The organism is Pseudomonas sp. C 49-2, from assembly GCF_003970195.1.
Classification (GTDB): Bacteria; Pseudomonadota; Gammaproteobacteria; order Pseudomonadales; family Pseudomonadaceae; genus Aquipseudomonas; species Aquipseudomonas canadensis.
The window spans coordinates 435,957-451,897 of the sequence record NZ_RXYG01000002.1 but is presented as its reverse complement, the minus strand read 5'-3'; the positions used below and the strand labels follow the sequence as shown (position 1 = coordinate 451,897).

Sequence of the window (15,941 nt, the reverse complement as noted above, 5' to 3'; positions counted from 1 at the left end):
GGGGTTGCGTTATCCACCAGAACAATGGCGATATAGACGCCTAAAAAAATCGAGGTCGTCACAATGCCGCTCGCCACTCTGGTCCATCGCGCCAGCCTACCCTGCCCGCAAGTGGGCTCCGATCAGGCGGCTCACCTGCTCAAGCAACATTACGACCTCACTGGCACCTTGCAATCATTGGGCAGCCAGCAAGACCTCAACTATAAAGTCGACAGCCCCCGCGGCCGGTTTGTTCTGAAAATCTGCCGGGGCGACTACGACGCTGTTGAGCTGCACGCCCAGCACGCGGCGCTCAACAGCCTGCAGGCTGTGCGCGTACCCAAGGTCATCAAGTCTTTGACGGGGGAAGAGTTGTTGACCCTGACCCTCGACGGCCAAGCCCTGCACGTGCGGGTACTGGATTACATCGATGGCCAGCCGTTGACCCATCAGCCTCACTTGGGGCGTGGGGTGATCGCAGGGTTTGGTGACCTGTGTGGGCGGATGAGCCAGGCGCTGGCGCGGTTTGAGCATCCGGGCCTTGCGCGCACGCTGCAGTGGGACCCGCGCCATGCCCAGGCATTGATCAAGCATCTGCTGGCGACGCTGGAAAACCTCCCGCATCGCGCGGCACTGGAGCAAGTGGCTGAGCAGGTCGAGGAGCGTATCCGCCCCCTGGCCGATCACTTGCCGTGGCAGGCGGTGCATATGGACATCACCGACGACAACGTGGTGTGGCAGCGCGATGCGCAACGGCACTGGCAGGTTCAGGGCGTGATCGACTTCGGCGACCTGGTGCATACCTGGCGCATTGCCGACCTGTCGGTGACCTGCGCCGCGCTGCTGCACCATGCCGAGGGCGATCCCTTTGCGATCTTGCCGGCGATTCAAGCGTGTCACGCGGTGACGCCGTTGCAGCACGAAGAATTGCGGGCGCTGTGGCCGTTGATCGTCGCCCGTGCGGCGGTGCTGGTGTTGAGCAGCGAGCAGCAGCAACGCCTGGATCCGGATAACAGTTACCTGCTGAAAAACGCTGAACATGAGTGGGAAATCTTCCATGTAGCGACGTCAGTGCCGTTTGAATTAATGGAGGCGGCCATTCTGGGGGGCGTCGGGCAGGCGCCCGCACCCATCGCCAGCCAGGGCTTTGCGCCGTTGCTGCCAGGGTTGGTTGGGCGTGAGTTTGCGTTGATCGACCTGGGCGTGCTCAGCCCACATTTCGAGGCCGGTAACTGGGAACAACCCGGCGTCGATCAACACTTGTTGCAGGAGGCGGCGGCGGTGCATGGCCTGGCGGCGAGTCGTTATGGGCAATACCGTTTGTCGCGTACCCAGCCCGACAGCGCGAATGAGCCAGAGACGTTCCCGTTGCATGTCGAACTGCACGTGCCGTCGGGTACATCGGTTGAAGCGCCGTTTGCGGGTGTTGTGCGACGGGGCGCCAACGGTGAGCTTCAGGTGCACAGCAGCGAGGCAAGCGTTTGGCTATGGGGCGTTAAAGTACAGTTGCAGCCAGGTGCCGCAGTGCTCAAGGGCCAGGTGATCGGTGAGGTCGAAGGCCCGCTCACCGTGCAACTATGCCGTGCTGACGTACCCGCACCGTTGTTTTGCACGCCATCACGGGCACAGGCATGGCAGTCGCTGTGTCCGTCGCCGGCCGCGCTGTTGGGCCTTGCCTGCGACGCCGAACCCGAGTTGGACCCCGAGGCTCTGCTGGCCCGCCGCGACGCCAGTTTCGCCCGTTCGCAAAAGCACTATTACGTTGACCCGCCGCGTATCGAGCGTGGCTGGCGCAACCACCTGATCGACATGCAGGGCCGTTCCTACCTGGACATGCTCAATAACGTCGCTGTGCTGGGCCATGGCCATCCGCGCATGGCGGCGGTGGCCGCGCGGCAGTGGTCGCTGCTCAATACCAACTCGCGCTTCCACTACGCGGCGATTGCCGAATTTTCCGAACGTTTGCTGTCGCTGGCGCCAGAAGGCATGGACCGGGTATTCCTGGTCAACAGCGGCACCGAGGCCAATGACTTGGCGATCCGCCTGGCCTGGGCCTTCAGCGGCGGGCGCGACATGCTCAGCGTGCTGGAGGCCTATCACGGCTGGTCGGTGGCGGCAGATGCGGTGTCCACGTCGATTGCCGACAACCCTCAGGCATTAAGCAGTCGCCCGGACTGGGTACACCCGGTGACCGCGCCCAATACCTATCGCGGCGAGTTCCGTGGGCAGGACAGTGCGCCGGACTACGTACGAAGCGTGGAACACAACCTGGCGAAAATCGCCGCGAGCCAACGCCAACTGGCGGGTTTCATCTGCGAGCCGGTGTATGGGAATGCCGGTGGCATCTCATTGCCGCCGGGCTATTTGCAGCAGGTGTATGGACTCGTTCGTGCCCAGGGCGGCGTGTGTATCGCCGATGAAGTGCAGGTGGGTTACGGCCGCATGGGGCATTTCTTCTGGGGCTTTGAAGAGCAGGGCGTGGTACCCGACATCATCACCATGGCCAAGGGCATGGGCAATGGCCAGCCGCTGGGCGCGGTGATTACCCGCCGGGAAATCGCCGAAGCGCTGGAGGCCGAGGGTTACTTTTTCTCGTCGTCGGGAGGCAGTCCGGTCAGTTGCCGCATTGGCATGGCCGTGCTGGACGTGATGGAGGAGGAAAAACTGTGGGAAAACGCCCAGGTGGTTGGCGGGCATTTCAAGGCAAGATTGGAGGAACTGATTGACCGTCATCCGTTAGTGGGGGCTGTTCATGGCTCGGGGTTTTATCTCGGGCTGGAGTTGGTGCGCGACCGCCAGACTCTGGAGCCTGCCACCGAAGAAACTACCTTGCTGTGTGATCGCCTGCGCGAGCTGGGTATTTTCATGCAGCCCACCGGTGACTATCTGAACATCCTCAAGATCAAGCCGCCGATGGTCACGTCCCGGCGTAGCGTGGATTTTTTCGTCGACATGCTGTCGAAGGTGCTCGATGAGCATTTGTAATTTGCCGATTGTTATCGGTTAAATGTTGTAATATTTTCCCGCTATTATCCTGTGTCGCTATTAAGGCCGATTTTTATCCATTATAAAGTCGGCCTTCACCCCCATTCGGAGTCCTGATCGCCATGACCACCCTGCACAGCACCCCCCGCGCCGATGGCTTTCATATGCCTGCCGAATGGGCGCCACAGACCCAGACCTGGATGATCTGGCCGGAGCGCCCGGATAACTGGCGCCTGGGTGGCAAACCCGCGCAAGCCGCTCATGTGGCGGTGGCCAAGGCCATTGCGCGTTTTGAGCCAGTCACCGTGGCGGTTTCCGCTGGCCAGTACGAAAACGCTCGCGCGCGCCTGGATGTGCCGAATATCCGCGTGGTGGAGATGTCCAGCGATGACGCCTGGGTACGCGATACCGGCCCGACCTTCGTGATCAACAACAGCGGCGAAGTGCGCGGCGTGAACTGGGACTTCAACGCCTGGGGTGGTTTTGACGGCGGTCTGTATTCGCCATGGAATCGCGACTCCCAGGTCGGCGGCAAGATTCTCGAAATCGAACGCGCCTCGCGCTATCGCATCGAAGGTTTTGTGCTGGAAGGCGGCTCGATCCATGTCGACGGCGAAGGCACCCTGATCACCACTGAGGAATGCCTGCTCAACCGCAATCGCAACCCGCACCTCGACCGTGCCGAGATCGAAGCGGTGCTGAGCGCTAACCTGGCTGTGGATAAGATCATCTGGTTGCCGGACGGCCTGTTCAACGACGAAACCGACGGCCATGTGGATAACTTCTGCTGCTACGTGCGCCCAGGCGAAGTGCTGCTGGCCTGGACCGACGACCCGCAAGACCCGAACTATGCGCGCTGCCACGCTGCCATGGAGGTGCTGCAAAGCAGCACCGACGCACAGGGTCGCTCGTTCACAGTGCATAAAATGCCGATCCCAGGCCCGCTGTATGCGACCGAAGAAGAATGCGCCGGCGTTGACCCGGTTGACGGTACCCAGGAACGTAATCCGACCGTGCGGTTGGCGGGTTCCTACGTCAACTTCCTGATCGTCAACGGTGGCATCATCGCGCCAAGCTTCGACGACCCGCTGGACAGCCAGGCCAAATCCATCCTGCAGGAGCTGTTCCCGCAGCATGAAGTGGTGATGGTGCCGGGCCGCGAACTGTTACTGGGCGGCGGCAACATCCACTGCCTGACCCAACAACAGCCGGCCCCACACAAAAATTGAGTGCAGTTGTAACAGCGCTATGAGGATGAACCGGCGTGGATCGGTTCAGTCCTCCACAACAAGCCCGCGACCCAGACAGGTCGCGGGCTTTTTTGTGTCCAAACGCCTATGGGCACGAGACATTGGCATAGCTCTTGTATCGCCGTTGTCACAGTGGCCCAAGGCGATGACTGCGCAGTTCTGTCATAAACCTTGAGTAAGTTAGCCGCTCACGCAGTAGGAGAGAGCGCTGAAATGAATGCCGATATCAACCTGATGTACACGCGCACGTTTCACCCTTCGCGGGTCAACGGCGATGCGATCCATGCGCTGGCGCTCTGGTTGAAGGAAAACGGCTCGCGACAGATCAGGCAACAGCCTGACTTGCGCTGCGTGATGAGTGAACGTTACCCGGCGGGGTTGTTCAGTGAGGATGAAGTGCACGCGTTGTGCGAGTTGATGAACTGATGCACTTGTAGGAGCGAGCTTGCTCGCGAAGGTCGCCAACGATAACGCAGCGATCCTGGTTAATCGCGGCGCTCTCGGGTTTTTCGCGAGCAAGCTCGCTCCTACAGGAAGACTTTTAGAAGCTGTAGGTGCCTGTCACCACCACACTGCGCGGTTCCCCTGGCTGAATCTGCGCCACACTGGTCGCCGACGCGTAGTAGGTTTTATCCGCGATGTTGTTCAGCGCCGCCCTCACATCCCATTCCTTCTGACGAAACCCGGCCAACGCATCCCAACGACCATAACCCGGCAATACGACGGTGTTGAGGCTGTCGGCGTAACGGTCGCCCACCAGCGTCAGGCCGGTTTCTGCGTACCAGCCCATCTCTGGCTTCCAGGTGATGAACACACTGGCATTGCGCTTTGCCACGTCGCTGACGCGTTTGCCTTCGAAGCCGTTGTTGTCCTTCTCGACCTTGGCATCCTGCAGGCCGACACCGCCGCGCACATACCAATTGCCGACGATCTTGCCGGTGGCGGTCAGCTCCACGCCACGTGAGCGCTGCAAGCCGCTGAGCAGGGTGATGGTACGGTCCAGCGGGTCGCTGGTGCGGCGGTTGTAGAGTTCCAGCTCGTACACCGCCAGGGTGGTGCTCAGGCGGTCGTCGAGCCAGTCGCTCTTGACCCCGATTTCCTTCTGCTTGGTCAGCTCCGGGCTCAGGTCGTTGACGCTGCCGGCAGCGTTGGGGGTGATACCGATCAAGCCACCGCCCGCAGGCGAAAATGTCTTGCTCCACGATGCGTAGAACGAGTGATGCTCCAGCGGCGTCCAGACCAGGCCAAAGCGCGGGCTGGTGCTGTGGCTTTTGACGTCCTGTTGGGTATTGAGCAGTTTGTTTTTGGTGTCCACTTCAAAGCGGTCGTAACGCAGGCCCGCCAGGACTTGCCATTGATCATTCAGGCGCAGTTGATCCTGCACATAAAGGGCACGGCTTTCGACTTCGGTGTGGTTGTTACTCGACACGCTCATACGGCCGGTGTGGCTGAGGTTACGGTTGGGTTGGTTGAGGTCCAGGCTCGGCACGGCCTGACCGCCTCTACTGACGGCAGTGGCGGTGTACAGCTTGGGATCGCGGCGCTGGCTGCCCAGTTCGAGGCCGGTAAGCAGGCGGTGTTCCAGGCCGTAGGTGCTGAAGCCACCTTCCAGCTCGACGTTGTTGAAGATGTTGAGGGTGTTCAGGTCTTGCTGCCAGCGTTGGCGTGTGACGCTGTTGTTCGACGGCACGTAGGCGGTTTGGTAGGTATTGTCGAAATCACTGTCGAGCTTGAACACACCGAGTGTCTGGCGCAGTTGCCAGTTGTCGTTGAGCTCATAGGCCAGCTTGGAGCGCAGCGACTGGGATTTGTCGTCGATGTAGTCGCGGTTATCAAAATAGGTGGTGCTGCGGCTCACATCGGCTGGTCGGCCGTTAACCCCCGGAATGCCACGGTCCGGCGTGCGGTTGTAGCGGCTGTATTCGTATTGCACCAGCCAGTTAAGGTCCGGCGTGAGCTGCCAACTCATGGACGGTGCGAACAGCTGGCGATTGCCGCTGACGCCGTCGCGAAAGCTGTTGTTGTCCTGGTTGCCCATGTTCAGGCGCAGGCTGATGTTATCGGTGGGGTCGGTGCTGAGGTCGGCATACAAGCTACGCAGATCGTTGCTGCCGCCCTGCGCCTCGATACTCGATTTATGCCCGGCCACAGGCAGTTTGCTCACGCGGTTGACGATCCCTCCCTGACCGCCTCGCCCGTAGAGTACGGCTGCCGGCCCCTTGAGCACTTCGATGCGCTCGATGTTGTGCAAGTCGCGCACATATTGGCTGTCGTCGCGAATGCCATCCAGATAGAAGTCATTGCTCGCGTCGAAACCGCGGATGCGCAAGCTGTCGAAGCGCGTGTCGGCGCCGCTGCTGACGTTAGGGATGCCGCTCAATGCCTGACCCAGGTCATTGGTGCCGTAGGAGCGCAGGCTTTCGGTTTTCACGGAGTCGATCGCCTGGGGCACATACCGCACAGGTGTGGCGGTGCGGGTGGCGGTGCTGGTTTCCTTGATGCGCGGATCGTCTTCGTCAGCTTCGGCGCTGATCGACGTTTCGGGCAAGGTCGTGGCCGCACAGGCAAAACCGGCAGACAGCAGAACGGAAAGCCCAAGGGTGATGGGCGTTAGGCGAGGGGCAGGCATGGAGGAATGTATCCGAATTGTTAGGGAGGAAAACTGCACGTTAATGGTAATGCTTTGCATTTGCGCGCGTTATCCATTGCCAAACGTATCGGCTTTGAAATGTGTTACGAGATGTGTTTTTTGCCGTTTTGCGTGCGGTTTTTTGTCGCTTACAGGACTGCTGTAGGCGCTTCCTTAGAATTATTTCGCCTAAATACAGACGATTCGCGAAATTGACACATAGTTCCGGGCGCGACTAGGATTGCGCCCAACGCCTGTGGCTAACCGCCATGACTCATCCAATAAAAAAGGCCCGCGGCCTGTTAAGTCGTCCGCGGGCCTTCTTTTTTCCGGAATCAGTCGACACCAGAAAAAGCGACACGGAGCCTGGTGTCACAGCGCGTACTCAACCAGGAATAAGGAATACAAGAAAATGTTGAAGCAACGGATGAGTCTGATCGCTCTGGGGATTTTGAGCGCATCGACAGCAATGGCAAACGACCAGGATCAGTCCAAGGGTTTTATCGAAGACAGCCACCTGAACATCGCCGCACGTAACGCCTACATCAGCCGTGACTACAAGAACGGCAAGCAAGACAAAGCCGAGTGGGGCCAAGGCTTCATCGGCAAGCTCGAGTCCGGCTTCACCCAAGGCACCGTCGGTGTGGGTGTGGACGTGATCGGCCAATACGCTACTCGTCTGGACGGCGGTAAAGGCCGTGCCGGCGCTGGCGGTATCGACTTCTTCAAACAGGGCAATGGCACCACCAACCCTGATGGCTCGAACAACCCTGGCTCGGCACCACACGACCTGGCCAAGGGCGGCGCTGCCGTGAAGTTCCGCGTTTCCAACACCGTGCTCAAGTACGGTGATCAGTTCCCGGCCGTGCCTGTGCTGCAGTACGACAACTCCCGTCTGTTGTCGGAAACCTACACCGGTACCTCGATCGTTTCCAAAGAGATCGCCGGTCTGCAACTGGACGCGGGTCACTTCACCAAAGAAGCCCGCAAGAGCATGGAAGGCACCGACAGCGGTCGCCTGAAAAGCATCGACTACATCGGTGGTAGCTACAAATTCACCGAGAGCCTGTCGGCCGCGCTGTACGCCTCCGACATGCAGGACGTGCTGAAGAAGCAATACGTCAACGTCAACTACGTGCTGGCCCTGCCAGAGAAGCAGTCGCTGACCTTTGACTTCAACGGCTACAAAACCAAGCTGGACCGCAGCTTCGCCCTGGAAAACCAGAAAGACGCTGACGCCCGTGACAACAAGATCTGGAGCCTGGGCGCTACGTGGGCTGTCGGCCCGCACAGCTTCACCGTCGCTCACCAGCGCAGCACCGGCGACACCGGTTACCTCTACGGCGGCTACCGCAACGCTGGCGGCATCGGCGACGGTGGTAACACCATCTTGCTGGCTAACTCCTACTGGTCCGACTTCAACGGCAAGGACGAGCGTTCGTGGCAGCTTGGCTACGGCATCGACTTCGCCACCTTCGGCGTACCAGGCCTGACCTACAACGTTGCCTACGTTCGCGGTACCAACATCGACGACGGTACCAACCGCGGCGACGGCACCGAGCGTGAAATCTGGAACCAGTTCAAGTACGTGGTTCAGAGCGGCCCGGCCAAAGACCTGAGCCTGCGTGCGCGTGCGTCGTGGTTGCGCGTTTCCAACAACGCCAGCAACTACAACGTAGGCGGTAACGAAATCCGTCTGTTCGCCGACTACCCGATCAACGTTTTCTAATTGATCCAACGTCGCGCCTGATTTCGGGCGATAAAAAACCCCGACTGGTTCGGGGTTTTTTTATGCCTGGCATTCCAGCGCTGTATTGTTACACCGCAGTACGAATGAAGTACCCGGCCCCGCCTTTATCCCCTTCCGGCGCAAGCCTAAATTGACCCCACTGCCCGCCCATCACCCCGATGGCCGGCCACTGGAGTCATTGTCATGCCCTTTGTCAGCCTGCGCATCACCCGTGACGGCGTTACCCCGGAGCAAAAAGCCCAGGTCATCGCCGAGTTCACCGAAACCCTCGAACGCGTCCTGCACAAACGCCCGGACCTGACCCACATCGTCATCGAAGAAGTCGATACCGATAACTGGGGCTACGCCGGCATCACCACCACCGAATACCGCAAATCCCAAGCCTGAATCCCTACCGGAGAACTCTCATGAAAAAAGTCGTCATCATCACCGGCGCGTCGCAAGGTATCGGCGCCGCCGTGGTCCAGGCCTACCGCGCTTTGGATTACCGGGTCGTCGCCACTTCGCGCTCGATCCAACCGTCCACCGACCCGGACATCCTTACCGTCGCCGGCGACATCGCTGACCCGGCCACCGCCCAGCGCGTCATCCGCGAAACCCTGGCCACCTTCGGGCGCATCGACAGCCTGATCAACAACGCCGGTATTTTTATCGCCAAGCCCTTCACGGCCTACACCCAGGAGGACTACGCCAATGTGCTCGCGGTGAACCTCAACGGCTTCTTCTACATCACCCAACTCGCCATTGCCGAGATGGAAAAGAACAACGCTGGCCATATCGTCAACGTCACCACCAGCCTGGCGGACCACGCCATCGACGGCGTGCCATCGGTACTCGCCAACCTCACCAAAGGTGGGCTGAATTCAGCGACCAAGTCCCTGGCGATCGAGTACGCCAAGCGTGGCATCCGGGTGAACGCGGTGAGCCCAGGGATCATCAAGACGCCGATGCACAGCGAAGAAACCCACGCGGCGCTCGGGCAATTGCATCCGGTCGGGCATATGGGGGAGGTGAGTGACATCGCCCAGGCGATCGTCTATCTGGAGCGCGCTGGGTTTGTCACCGGCGAGATTCTGCATGTCGACGGTGGGCAAAGCGCGGGTCATAGATGAACACGTCCCGGCCTACCCCGGCCGGGCGTTGTCCTCCCGTGGCGGGCGACCAAAAAAGGCTTTGTAGGCGCGGCTGAACGCCGCCTCGGACTCATAGCCAATCGCAAAGCCAATTTCGCCGATACGAGCGTCCTGTCTGGACAGCATGGTTTTCGCTAGGACACCTCAAAAACACCCAAGCCCTCACGTGTTTGCCACGGCTTGGGTGTTTCTGGATGAGGGGGCGGTGAAGGTGACTCGTACAGCACAAGGGTTTTTAGGTGCGTGATGCCGAGGCGTCCCTAAAATGAAATTGGACGAATCTTGGACTGAAGGGGGGTTAGTGGTTTCAGAAAGAGTGATGTTCCAAACCCCAGAAACCACAAAGCCCCGCATTGCGGGGCTTCGAGATATGGTGCGGCACCAGACGAACGGTATGTTTCTGCGGGGCTAGGTTTTTCGGGCGTCTGGAGTTCGCTGGAAAAATCGGCGTACCCCAACTAGTAACTATAAATAAATCAGCTAGTTATGGCATTCGGTGGAATCGAACTCGGGATGTTTGAGATGTCAGCACATTGTCGGTCTGCAAGTCATTCAGAGCCGCATACGGAATGGTAAACCTCCTAAGTTCGAACGTTGTCGATCATCCCCTCCGTAGAGAATAGGCAGGAATCCGCCCAGGCTGTGTAAAAACGCAGAGGCCGTTTTCAAGTCCTCGCGTCTACGTTAAATCTGCAAGCGTTCGGTTAGGCAGCAAACCTGGATTTTGCGTAGGAGCGTGATTTTTGCGCCGATTTTGACTGCTACGACTGCCCGAAAGAGTTTTTACTCAGTCTCCGCCAAAAGCTGCCGTGGCGACAGGCAGCAGACGGCCAAAAGAGGTCCTTCGCCTAAGGCGGATATCGATCAGAAACTGTCATTGGTGACTCCGCCTCAGGCGGCTAATCACCGGATGGATCACCACCAGGCACCACGAACTCATCGGCTACTCGGTTTGCGCTTTACGCGGATAGCGCGCCTGTTTGCAACGATAACGGCTGTAATAGAATCCAGATGCTGAATAAACTATCTATTACTATTTACCTTTCCCTGTTGGATCAAAGAGAGACTTAAGGTCTCGTTCGACAAATTGATGAGGTTTCCATCCACCGACAAGCTTGTCAGCGAGAAACGTGTCAATTGCCCCAACGGTAACCCCTGCTGCAGTGCCGAGCCCGCCAGCACCAAGCGCGTCAATTCCTAGACCGAGACCGGTGAAAATCGTCCACCTCATACTTTTCCCCGGAAGCTTTTCGACCCAAGAGTCCTTGATTGTTTCTTGGTAGTAGGCTCTGACGAGATTTACGTCTGCCGGCTGTTGATGTAACCAATGTCGAAACTTATCTGCGGAATCGAGTAGCTTGACTACCGCTGCGAATGGAACTTTACCCGAATTGACCGCTTCTCGAATCGCATGGCTTCCCGATAGCGTCAAGTCTTTGAAGCTCTCTAGCGAACGCTGGCTTTGTTCATATTTCCTGACTACTGCCTCTATAGCACTTGCTTGCACAACCTTTTCAATGGGGTGCACTGCGATTTCTGTATTCAGTGAAGCTGCTAGAAAGGTGGCTTGGTATGCCCCTTGGACTATCGCTAAAATGTACGCTTCTGTGACGGTCGAGTGCTCTGGAGGTATTACCTGATGGTAAATTTTGTTAAGACCAGTGAAGTCGATGTTTGTATCAACTGAGAAGTGCCCATTCCGCTCCCGCTCAACCTTAAACCGAAAATCACTTGGGCACGAAAAGTTAGGTGCTACCTCATGAATGAGAGCTTTGACCGTTTCTTGGATCGTGTCGCCATGCGAAAAGGTTTGAAGCAAGGATTCTTGATCAAAACCACTTTGACTCAGAGGTATAAGAAGTTTTGTGAACTGGCTTGCACCTATTTTGGCTTGGCTGGTGCTACCTGCAGCGTCCCGAAACTTTTGCGGCCCTACTTTTTCAAGTGCATGATCAGGAGAGGAAAATCTGATCAGGCTGTGTAGCGAGCGACCGTTGCTAAGCGTATCAGTTGAGACCGCAGTGTTGTCCTCCATGTAATGGATCTCCAGTCTTCCATCGCGAAGGAGGGACAAGAGTATGAAGGGGGGAATACTCGAGAGCAGATCCGCGAGAGTAGCGCTGTTGGCAGCAACCACCACCCTCCCATAGAAAATTAGCCCTTCAGCGAGTGCGCCAATGTCAATTAGGGGGCCTGGTCCTATTGCATTTCTGTATGTAATCGCTTCGAACATTTTCACTCTACCGAAAGGGGTACACAACTCGTGGGGTTTATTGAGAATAGTCGATTTGCGATAAAACTGCTTCTTTCAAGATTCCTTAACCTTCAGAGCATTTGCTTTGAAGTGCGCTATGTGCGAACGCCGTTGCGGTTTATCACATCGACAATCTAAACTGCTCGATCTTATTTCCAAGTATCTGCTCTGGCGGTCGCCCATCTGACTTCGCCAGGAGCATTGATATGACATCCTCGTCATCCAGGACAACGATCATTTTTTGATGAACAAGCCACTGTTCTCGCAAAGTAACTTCACATCCTGACAAATCACCACCACTTCTAGAAAAAATCAATCCAAATAAACCTGCACCATGCGACTTCAGATAGTTTGAAATCTGCAAAATATCTTTCTTCCCAACTTTTTTTGTGTAATTTTTTGCATCAACTATAATGTAATCTGCTGAGTATCTTTCTCTTAAAAAGGCCCAAAACCCGCTATCTGCATAGTTAGGCATTATAAAATCCCGTCGATTGGCCTTAGAATTATCAGACAACTCGGGAATTGGCTCAATCAAAGGAGGCGAAAACAAATGAGCCAATATTTCGCCTACTAGTTTCTGATAAACATAGCAGTCCTGCTTCCCTGGAGCACAAGACTTTATACTGGAAATAAAACCCTCCTCTATGGTAGAGACACCTGTTCGAGCCGTATGAGACGCAATGACAATCTTGAAAATACTTTCTGGGACTCTATCAATGACGTCGAAAAATTCGCCCGACAGAAAGTCCAAGTCCCAAACTTCAACACTCGCAGCCCTTAAAGCCTCTAGCGAGTACTCAGACAATGTTGCCGGAATTGCAAGAACCAGCTTACTCTCTTTATTGACCTCTCTATACCTAGCGAAAACCCCTAACAACCTCTCAAGCTGCCCAGGACTATTAGGCGGGGACACCTTGCATTCGATTATTAGGCTCTCAGTACTTCCTCCTACTTTTCGACTGGCTAGAATATCAATTCTGTAGCGCATATCCCGACCGAGCAATGCATCCTGCTCTACGTGCAAATATGAACTGTGTTCTTTCAAAACACTTACCAGAAAGCGTTCAAACTCCATCCCCCTTAAGCTCCCTCCTCCCTGTGCATTGAACTGGCACTCTGGATGGTGCGGGCTTCTTATCGTGGTGCGAAAGAACGGAACCCGGGTTGGACTCGTTACCGAGCAAAGGATAAGCTCCACCCCGCAGGAAGGACAGGAGTACTTTTCTGCACCATTTAGCCCACAAGCTTGTTGCGCAGTTATAACCGTTTGTGTTTCTAGAATCTTTGCGACCTGCATGGCGTCCCCGTTTGGCAACTTAAAATCACATAAAGCAAAATGCTCTAGAATGTTTATAACTAAAACCGGTCACCGCAAAAACCGCAGAGACTAGTCAAAGTTTTTTTGACAATGAAACCTCTAGGTGTGTTCGCGAAAAGGCAGCCTCACATCGCGAAAAACCAATATGATCGGCTGTATAGCATGATCAAGCTGCTTCAGGACACTCCGGTAGCACGCAGATTCGTAAACCTTTCTCGTGAGCCCGTTACTTATGGCGACCACCATTTTTTAACCGATAGTAATGGTTTCAATAGTACGTTCTGACACTGCACGGTGTGGATGAAGACTCCATGATATGAGTGTCTGCAATGGGTCCAGGCTTTGTGAAAACGTTTTAGAGCAAGTTTGACGGTCAGAATCGGAACGAAAGTCGCGTTCCTACGCAAATTTCAGGTCTGGCCGACTAACCAAACGCTGGCAGATTTTACGTAGAAACGAAGACTTCAAAACGGTGCATGCGTTTTCACACAGCCTGGGTCGATTGCTGCCCTGGCTGACCGGTTGAATCCACAGCCAAAAGCGAACGTTCGCCCTAGGTTCGCTTCCGGTCAAAAACGGACGTTCGGATCAGGTTCACTGTCGGCCAATAGTGGATGCTCTATGGGGGGCGCATCTGGCCAACGCAGCCACCCAACGCATGAAGCCATCGCAGTTCCACCAAGGTGAACCCCGCAGCATCTAGCCCTAGATTTATTGTGGAAACACTGAGGTTTACAACAGGAGCGATTGCAGCCTGGTCAGCAGCTCCGGCAAGTATTGGCTTACCCAGGCGGTTTTAATGCGTAAATTCAAGCACCTATGCGACTTCGCTGCTTATTTCTAGCAATGGCGAGGTTGCCTTTTTTGAAAAGTGATGAATGCTATCTATACGGGGAAATAGTGGTGTGGTAGATTCAACATCGCTTGTGGCAATTGGCCACAAGGTGGATCACAAGTTGTCAAGCCGCGCATGGTTATTTACCACGGCGATACACACGGCTAACAGCAGCGTGCGGAATCTCTTCATTGAGAACCTCCAAACGTAATCGTGATACTGACATTATAAGTCATCTCTAGCAATACGCGGCCTAGTCTGAAAAGATGGATAATGTTTAGAGCATTAAGTTTAGCCGGTGGGGCGGTTCGGGATTGCCGCCATCCTAGCTCCACCGGTTGGCTTATCAGGATGTAGGAAGCATGGAAGATCTTCCGTGGTACAAGTCTAGAAAGTATCTTCACTTTGACCGACCGCTTGGTCAAAAGGCCGCCTACGATTACGTCACTACGCCTAAAAAAGTCGCGCAGCATTCATTTTATCCCTTCATAACGTATACATCCCAAGTTTTAAAATATCGCTTCGATAATGATCGTGGGTTTTTTGTTAAAACACCCAAAGCGAGACCTATCAGCTATGCAGCACATTTGGATTCGCACATTTATGCGTACTATTGCTTTCTATTGAGCGAAAAGTACGAGGCTGAGTTAAATAAGCGAGGGCTTCATACTTCGGTTTTGGCGTTTCGGTCTATTGATTCTAAGAACAATATTCACTTTGCACACGATGCGTTTGAGGAAATAAAGGCAAGAGGGGAGTGCTGCGTTCTTGCCTTTGATGTTGAAAAATTCTTCGATCGTCTCGATCACCCTACACTGAAGCAGGCCTGGGCAAAGTTGCTCGGTGAAAAATATCTACCCGATGACCATTTCTCGGTTTATAAGTCCCTCACCAAAAGTGCTCGAGTTGACAAGATTAGTCTCTATAAAAAATTGGGTATATCGCTACATAATCCGAATGTTAATGATGCCCGCCTATGTTCCGCAAAGCAATTTCGTGATGAGGTTAGAGGGGGAGGGCTTTTAAGTTCTAATCCAGAGGGTCGGGGAATTCCACAAGGCTCACCGATAAGCGCCCTGCTGTCCAATATTTACATGATGGAATTTGACCTTGCATTGCTCGATTTTCTATTATATACCGAGTCAGTATTTTATAGGTATTGTGACGACTTACTTATAATCTGCAATTTAGAGCAGGAGTTGGCGGTTCACGATTTTGTAGAAATGAAGATCAGAGGGTTGCACCTTAGTTTGCAACATAAGAAGACTGAGATATCTCATTTTACATATGATGCGTCAGGAAAACTCAGGGCTGATAAGCCAATTCACTATTTAGGGTTTTCATTCGATGGGCAGAATGAGCATATTCGCTCTTCGTCTATCACTCGTTATTATAAAAAGATGCGTAAAAGAATATGGCTTACAAAAAAGGCTATGGATCGCTGCAATGGCTTGAGGGCTAAGAGGGGGGAGACTCCTAAAGATTTGTTTCTTCGAGCAATCTATAAAGGCTACAGCTGCCTGGGGCGTAGGAATTTTATTACTTATGGATTTAGGGCTGCAAAGATTATGAACTCTAAATCTATAAGGAAACAGCTGCGTCCACACTGGAAGAAAATGAATAGATTCATATCGGATGCTAAATCCAGTAGCTAGATGCAAATTTCGTTTTAACTTCATCTTTGATTCATGCCAGCGCGCGAATCTGGCAGAGGTCGATACGATTGAATGAAGACGTCGAAGATTCACCTTAGCTCTGTTAGTTTTATCTGCCTCACTCTGCTAAATGTGCTCGCAGAACTGGCG

Annotated in this window: 11 protein-coding genes; 7 read left to right on the top strand and 4 right to left on the bottom strand. The window is 54.9% G+C overall.

The window, feature by feature from the left end; genetic code table 11:
- The first annotated feature begins 63 nt into the window (after positions 1-63).
- From EJ576_RS05545 to EJ576_RS05535, 3 genes are all read left to right on the top strand, one after another.
- A complete protein-coding gene (locus EJ576_RS05545) occupies positions 64-2,964 on the top strand; it encodes an aminotransferase (protein ID WP_126569723.1) in 2,901 nt (966 codons plus the stop codon).
- 122 nt (positions 2,965-3,086) lie between these two features.
- On the top strand, positions 3,087-4,193 hold the full coding sequence (gene aguA, locus EJ576_RS05540) for an agmatine deiminase (RefSeq protein ID WP_126569721.1): 1,107 nt from the start codon (positions 3,087-3,089) through the stop codon (positions 4,191-4,193).
- A 234-nt stretch (positions 4,194-4,427) separates the two neighbouring features.
- Positions 4,428-4,640, top strand: coding sequence for a hypothetical protein (locus EJ576_RS05535; protein ID WP_126569720.1), 213 nt, complete (start codon positions 4,428-4,430; stop codon positions 4,638-4,640).
- Between the two features lie 115 nt (positions 4,641-4,755).
- Here the strand turns inward: EJ576_RS05535 and EJ576_RS05530 are convergent, their stop codons facing one another.
- On the bottom strand, positions 4,756-6,843 hold the full coding sequence (locus tag EJ576_RS05530) for a TonB-dependent siderophore receptor (protein WP_126569719.1): 2,088 nt from the start codon (positions 6,841-6,843) through the stop codon (positions 4,756-4,758).
- A gap of 412 nt (positions 6,844-7,255) precedes the next feature.
- On the opposite strand from EJ576_RS05530, the gene EJ576_RS05525 reads away from it, so the two are divergent.
- The 3 genes from EJ576_RS05525 (at position 7,256) to EJ576_RS05515 (ending at position 9,705) form a co-directional block, all read left to right on the top strand.
- Positions 7,256-8,572 carry an OprD family porin gene (locus EJ576_RS05525; RefSeq protein ID WP_126569718.1) on the top strand — a complete coding sequence of 439 codons (1,317 nt, stop codon included), beginning with the start codon at positions 7,256-7,258 and terminating at the stop codon, positions 8,570-8,572.
- A 204-nt stretch (positions 8,573-8,776) separates the two neighbouring features.
- A complete protein-coding gene (locus EJ576_RS05520) occupies positions 8,777-8,980 on the top strand; it encodes a 4-oxalocrotonate tautomerase family protein (protein ID WP_016979078.1) in 204 nt (67 codons plus the stop codon).
- 20 nt (positions 8,981-9,000) lie between these two features.
- A complete protein-coding gene (locus EJ576_RS05515) occupies positions 9,001-9,705 on the top strand; it encodes an SDR family NAD(P)-dependent oxidoreductase (RefSeq protein WP_126569717.1) in 705 nt (234 codons plus the stop codon).
- 12 nt (positions 9,706-9,717) lie between these two features.
- Here EJ576_RS05515 and EJ576_RS05510 read toward each other — a convergent pair whose 3' ends face one another.
- From EJ576_RS05510 to EJ576_RS05500, 3 genes are all read right to left on the bottom strand, one after another.
- Positions 9,718-9,852, bottom strand: coding sequence for a helix-turn-helix domain-containing protein (locus EJ576_RS05510; protein ID WP_240037385.1), 135 nt, complete (start codon positions 9,850-9,852; stop codon positions 9,718-9,720).
- 907 nt (positions 9,853-10,759) lie between these two features.
- On the bottom strand, positions 10,760-11,761 hold the full coding sequence (locus tag EJ576_RS05505) for a hypothetical protein (RefSeq protein ID WP_256656587.1): 1,002 nt from the start codon (positions 11,759-11,761) through the stop codon (positions 10,760-10,762).
- Positions 11,762-12,101: 340 nt separating this feature from the next.
- Positions 12,102-13,280, bottom strand: coding sequence for an HNH endonuclease (locus tag EJ576_RS05500; protein WP_126569715.1), 1,179 nt, complete (start codon positions 13,278-13,280; stop codon positions 12,102-12,104).
- A gap of 1,218 nt (positions 13,281-14,498) precedes the next feature.
- Here EJ576_RS05500 and drt2 point away from each other — a divergent pair.
- Positions 14,499-15,791, top strand: coding sequence for an antiviral reverse transcriptase Drt2 (drt2, locus tag EJ576_RS05495; RefSeq protein ID WP_126569714.1), 1,293 nt, complete (start codon positions 14,499-14,501; stop codon positions 15,789-15,791).
- The last annotated feature ends 150 nt before the right edge of the window (positions 15,792-15,941 follow it).

What these genes read in the sequence shown, in the direction of transcription:
- EJ576_RS05510 (WP_240037385.1), bottom strand. Translation starts at nt 9,852, where the DNA reads ATGCTGTCCAGACAGGACGCTCGTATCGGCGAAATTGGCTTTGCGATT.
- drt2 (WP_126569714.1), top strand. Translation starts at nt 14,499, where the DNA reads ATGGAAGATCTTCCGTGGTACAAGTCTAGAAAGTATCTTCACTTTGAC.
- aguA (WP_126569721.1), top strand. Translation starts at nt 3,087, where the DNA reads ATGACCACCCTGCACAGCACCCCCCGCGCCGATGGCTTTCATATGCCT.
- EJ576_RS05545 (WP_126569723.1), top strand. Translation starts at nt 64, where the DNA reads ATGCCGCTCGCCACTCTGGTCCATCGCGCCAGCCTACCCTGCCCGCAA.
- EJ576_RS05520 (WP_016979078.1), top strand. Translation starts at nt 8,777, where the DNA reads ATGCCCTTTGTCAGCCTGCGCATCACCCGTGACGGCGTTACCCCGGAG.
- EJ576_RS05505 (WP_256656587.1), bottom strand. Translation starts at nt 11,761, where the DNA reads ATGGAGGACAACACTGCGGTCTCAACTGATACGCTTAGCAACGGTCGC.
- EJ576_RS05530 (WP_126569719.1), bottom strand. Translation starts at nt 6,843, where the DNA reads ATGCCTGCCCCTCGCCTAACGCCCATCACCCTTGGGCTTTCCGTTCTG.
- EJ576_RS05535 (WP_126569720.1), top strand. Translation starts at nt 4,428, where the DNA reads ATGAATGCCGATATCAACCTGATGTACACGCGCACGTTTCACCCTTCG.
- EJ576_RS05525 (WP_126569718.1), top strand. Translation starts at nt 7,256, where the DNA reads ATGTTGAAGCAACGGATGAGTCTGATCGCTCTGGGGATTTTGAGCGCA.
- EJ576_RS05515 (WP_126569717.1), top strand. Translation starts at nt 9,001, where the DNA reads ATGAAAAAAGTCGTCATCATCACCGGCGCGTCGCAAGGTATCGGCGCC.
- EJ576_RS05500 (WP_126569715.1), bottom strand. Translation starts at nt 13,280, where the DNA reads ATGCAGGTCGCAAAGATTCTAGAAACACAAACGGTTATAACTGCGCAA.